This window comes from Novosphingobium sp. AAP93, assembly GCF_001296055.1.
Classification (GTDB): domain Bacteria; phylum Pseudomonadota; class Alphaproteobacteria; order Sphingomonadales; family Sphingomonadaceae; genus Novosphingobium.
This window is the reverse complement of the sequence record NZ_LJHZ01000025.1, coordinates 1-3860: the sequence shown is the minus strand read 5'-3', so window position 1 is coordinate 3860 and position 3860 is coordinate 1. Positions and strand designations below refer to the sequence as shown.

Below are 3860 nucleotides of genomic sequence, written 5' to 3'. Positions count from 1 at the left end.
GGCGCGAAGCGGCGCGCGCGGATTTTACCCCCTGACGCGGTTTTGATCGCAAGGGCCGCCAGCCGCTGAGACAGGATTATGCGTGAAGCCCCCTTCATGCGCGAAGGTGTGGCGTGATTGACAGGCGGTGGCAAGAGAGTCGCCATCTCGTGCGCAGAGCGGCGCACGCATTGTGAAACCCATCACGATAGGTTATATGCAGTCATGGTTACCGTCTACCGCGCCCAGGGCTTGCGCTTCATCATCTTCGTCGATGACCACGCGCCAGCCCATGTCCATGTGTTCGGCGACGGGCACGCCAAGATCAACCTGCTCGGGGCTGACGGCTCGCCGGAGATCGTGACCATCGAAGGCATGAAGCGCGGCGATGTCCGTCACGCCATGCAGATTGTGGTCGAACAACAGCACTATCTGCTGTCACGTTGGAGAGAGATCCATGGTTGAGCCTGGCATGGTTGAATTGAGCGAAGCCCAACTCGCCGCTGCCGAGGAACGCGGGCGCATCGCCGCGCAAGCCGAGCCTCGGGCCGCACGCGCGCGCTACGATCGCCGCCGGGGGCGGATAGTGATTTCTCTCACCAACGGTTGCTCCTTCACCTTCCCCCCGCGCCTGGCGCAGGGACTGGAGGATGCCAGCGATGACGAGATCGCCCGGTTCGAGGTTCTCGGCAACGGCTATGGCCTGCATTGGGAGAGCCTGGACGTGGACCTGTCGATCCCCGGCCTGCTGGCAGGCCTCTTCGGCACCAGGTCCTATATAGCTCGCCACGCCGGACAGGCGCGATCGGCGGCCAAGGCCGCCGCTGCCCGCGCGAACGGAACCAAGGGCGGCCGTCCCCGTAAGTCCGCTGGCGGCTAGGGACCGGGCTGCGATGCTGCGCATCGAGCCAGGCTTAGGGATACACACCCCACGCACGCGTGCAGTACGGGATGGTGCCGTGTACGGTCTGCAAAGAATACCGTTGATTACGTTCGTGGTGCGGCGCTCGAAGGGCAAAGGGCTTGATCAGGATTCGGGCGGGATTTGACGAAGGGGGGAATTGGGGATTTGGTAAAGTGGCACCGTAATTCCGCTCACTTACAAACTACACCGATATTTTTAGAATATTCTAAAATATATCTCCGAAACTCTTTAACATCCCTATTTCTTTTGGATAGATAATATATCCTAGCCATGATCTTATCACTATCTATAAATGAATCGCAAAGACTAACTGCATAACCCAGCTCTTCATCACCACCAATGTTAGAATATTTAACTAAGCATGCAAACCATTTTATGATTAAATCATAATTTTTTTCTCTGATTTTCAACTTGTTTTTAGAGTAACTTAAATTAAATTTTTCCATTCTTCCTGCAAGATAATCTGTAATATTATCAGATTTACCTGAATTTTTCTGGCAGAGCTGGTAGTCTTGACCGATCTGTATCATGGTGGCATTAGGAAACGCAGAAGAAGCTTTAGCGCAAGCGACTGAATTCTCGAAGATCATCGCGCTGAGCCCAGCGAGCAAATAAAGGTTGCGAGGCATAAGCACTCCCCTCAAGGTTTTACATAGATGCCAATGACTGTTCGACCACGTCCAGTCATACCATTTGATGGCGCACCCGTCCTTGCGTTCCGACTGAAATAATCACTGGCGAAGCCATCATGTGTACGAAATTCGATATGGCCAAAAGGCCATCCTTTATCACGCGGATTAAAACGCGCATCTCGTGTCGCGTCGTATACGATAATAGCACCCTCGGGAGCATCATAGGGAGATCTATAATCACCATTTCCCAGCAAATTTTTATATCCCAAACTCTCTAAGTTGGGACCTGCCGATTTTGCGGCGACACCAGAGAGATAATTTGGAGCCACACCCGCAGCTAGAAGCGCACGTTTCACATAGGCATAGCACTTACCAAACGAGCGAGGTAGAACGTGTCGTTGGGCATAGTTTGCAGCAGCCAAAGCGTCGGCACCGGACTTTTGGCCAAGCTTAACAAGTGCGTCCCATGCAGCAGTGTGTTTCTTGGGCGCAGTCACCGTAATTCCTGTAAAAGAATCTTCCTCCGCTTCCGTCGCTACTACACCTCCATCCGACACTACGCGCTGCTGACCTTGCAAGGACGGATCAACATCATTGAGCGCCAGCATCATTCCAGTTTCTGTTACTGCCAACAGGTCATTTCCAACCCCCAACGATGCCGTTTGAAAAGCGGCTGACTCCGCAAGATAGCGAGCGCTCTCCCTAGCCGAAGGGATAATGATCTCTTCGCCGGTTTCCGGGTTGTAAATTCGCCCGGATCTATCCTCTGCTTTCGATTTCCGCCCCCCCGCGATCCCGTCCGCTACGAGATTCCCGATGGTATTGGCGAGTATAGGATGCCCGACGCGGGTTTGGCTGCGATGGCGGATTTTTCCGAATCGATACAGCGGCTTGTCTGCGCTCCACGCGGGCGCAAAGCGGCGCGCGCGGATTTTACCCCCTGACGCGGTTTTGGGCGCGAGGGCTGCCAGCGGCTGAGACAGGGATGGTTGCAAGGCCCCCTTCATGGCGAGAGGTTTGACGCGCTGCGATGGGCTGGTCAAGGCGAAGGACCCGACCTTGCTTTTTGTAGCACTCAGTGCTACATAATCGCATGACCAGCATAGCTCCCGCCCGCGCATTCAAGGCCGCCGGATTCGCCAAGGCGGCCCGCAAGGCCGGGATCACCGACACGGCGCTGTGCAAGGCCATTGCCCAGGTCATGGCGGGGCAGGCCGACGATCTGGGCGGCGGCGTGTTCAAGAAGCGGCTGCACGATAACGATTACCGCTCGATCGTGCTCGCCAAGGGTGGGGCCTTCTGGGTGTACGAGTATCTGTTCGCCAAGAAGGACCGGGCCAACATCGACGAGGCGGAGCTGAAGGGCTTCCGTCAACTTGCCAAGGCCTATGCCGGGCTGACTGCCGTGCAGGTGGAAGCGTTGCTGAAGGGCAAGGACTGGATCGAGATTTGCCGCGAGACGGCCACGCAGGAGACCGCATCATGAGCACAGCCAAGTACAAGAGCGACGCCTTCGCCGCGATCCATGCCTCGGCCAGCGCGCTGCACAAGGTCGGCGCTATCGACAAGGCGACCATGCGCGATTTCGACGAGACGTGCCTGTCGGTGCCGCCCGCCTTCACCCCCGAAGATGTCCGCCATCTGCGCGAAGCGAACAACGTCAGCCAGCCCGTGTTCGCGCGCTACCTCAACACCAGCGAGTCCACCGTCGAGAAGTGGGAGACCGGGGCCAAGCGCCCCAGCGGCATGGCCTGCAAGCTCCTTGCCATCGTCCAGAAGCACGGCCTGCAAGTGCTGGCTTGAGGGGCTGCGATGCTGCGCATCGAGCCGGGATCAGGGATACACACCCCACGCACGCGTGCAGCACGGGATGCGGCGGGGTTGGCGGGAGGCTATCCGCGCGCGCTTGTGCCGGGTGCGGAAGCGATCGGCGGTTTTGCGGGCTTTGCAGGGCGCGCGGATAGCGCGCTCTATGCCTCGTCGGCGTTGGCCTCGGCATCGAGCAGGGCAAGCAGCGTTTCCGCCTCAGTGCCGGCGACGTCGGCGCGGGCGGCGAGCCTGCTTCTGATCGGCTTGGCCGGATGGGTGGCGGTATGGACGGCTTTCAGGGCCTTGATGGAGACCTGAGTGTAGATCTCGGTCGTCTTGAGGTCGGCGTGCCCCAGCATCGCCTGGATGAACCGCACGTCCGCCCCGTTCTCCAGCATCAGGGTCGCCATGGTGTGGCGGAACATGTGGCACGAGCCGCGCTTGCCGATGCCGCTGTCGTTGACCGCCTCGCGCACGATCTCCGCCACCCGCTCCAGCCCCAGCGCCTGCCCGTA

At 58.4% G+C, this 3860-nt stretch carries 7 protein-coding genes; 4 read left to right on the top strand and 3 right to left on the bottom strand.

Features of this window, described 5'->3' with window-relative positions; translation table 11 throughout:
- The first annotated feature begins 204 nt into the window (after positions 1-204).
- The gene (locus IP83_RS05325; protein WP_082364501.1) at positions 205-444 is read left to right on the top strand and encodes a DUF4160 domain-containing protein; all 240 of its coding nucleotides are present in this window, start codon (positions 205-207) and stop codon (positions 442-444) included.
- A 7-nt stretch (positions 445-451) separates the two neighbouring features.
- A complete protein-coding gene (locus IP83_RS05320; protein ID WP_054121179.1) occupies positions 452-859 on the top strand; it encodes a DUF2442 domain-containing protein in 408 nt (135 codons plus the stop codon).
- A gap of 215 nt (positions 860-1074) precedes the next feature.
- Here IP83_RS05320 and IP83_RS19865 read toward each other — a convergent pair whose 3' ends face one another.
- Together IP83_RS19865 and IP83_RS19860 are read right to left on the bottom strand one after the other, a co-directional pair.
- Complete coding sequence (locus tag IP83_RS19865) at positions 1075-1494, bottom strand: hypothetical protein (RefSeq protein WP_231624914.1); 420 nt, start codon at positions 1492-1494, stop codon at positions 1075-1077.
- Between the two features lie 50 nt (positions 1495-1544).
- Entirely contained in the window at positions 1545-2543 is a 999-nt protein-coding gene (locus IP83_RS19860; RefSeq protein WP_156309586.1) for a hypothetical protein, read from the bottom strand.
- An 86-nt stretch (positions 2544-2629) separates the two neighbouring features.
- Here IP83_RS19860 and IP83_RS05315 point away from each other — a divergent pair, with 86 nt between their 5' ends.
- Positions 2630-3022 (top strand): type II toxin-antitoxin system RelE/ParE family toxin, encoded by a 393-nt coding sequence (locus IP83_RS05315; RefSeq protein ID WP_054121178.1) that lies wholly within the window; start codon positions 2630-2632, stop codon positions 3020-3022.
- Entirely contained in the window at positions 3019-3339 is a 321-nt protein-coding gene (locus tag IP83_RS05310) for a DNA-binding transcriptional regulator (protein ID WP_054121177.1), read from the top strand. The genes IP83_RS05315 and IP83_RS05310 overlap by 4 nt, the downstream gene beginning before the upstream one ends.
- 167 nt (positions 3340-3506) lie before the next feature.
- On the opposite strand, the gene IP83_RS05305 is transcribed toward IP83_RS05310, so the two are convergent.
- Positions 3507-3860: tyrosine-type recombinase/integrase (locus IP83_RS05305; RefSeq protein ID WP_156309585.1), on the bottom strand; the 354-nt coding region annotated here is incomplete at its 5' end.

Coding starts and splice junctions, on each gene's coding strand:
- IP83_RS19860 (WP_156309586.1), bottom strand. CDS start 2,543: ATGAAGGGGGCCTTGCAACCATCCCTGTCTCAGCCGCTGGCAGCCCTC.
- IP83_RS05315 (WP_054121178.1), top strand. CDS start 2,630: ATGACCAGCATAGCTCCCGCCCGCGCATTCAAGGCCGCCGGATTCGCC.
- IP83_RS05320 (WP_054121179.1), top strand. CDS start 452: ATGGTTGAATTGAGCGAAGCCCAACTCGCCGCTGCCGAGGAACGCGGG.
- IP83_RS19865 (WP_231624914.1), bottom strand. CDS start 1,494: ATGATCTTCGAGAATTCAGTCGCTTGCGCTAAAGCTTCTTCTGCGTTT.
- IP83_RS05325 (WP_082364501.1), top strand. CDS start 205: ATGGTTACCGTCTACCGCGCCCAGGGCTTGCGCTTCATCATCTTCGTC.
- IP83_RS05310 (WP_054121177.1), top strand. CDS start 3,019: ATGAGCACAGCCAAGTACAAGAGCGACGCCTTCGCCGCGATCCATGCC.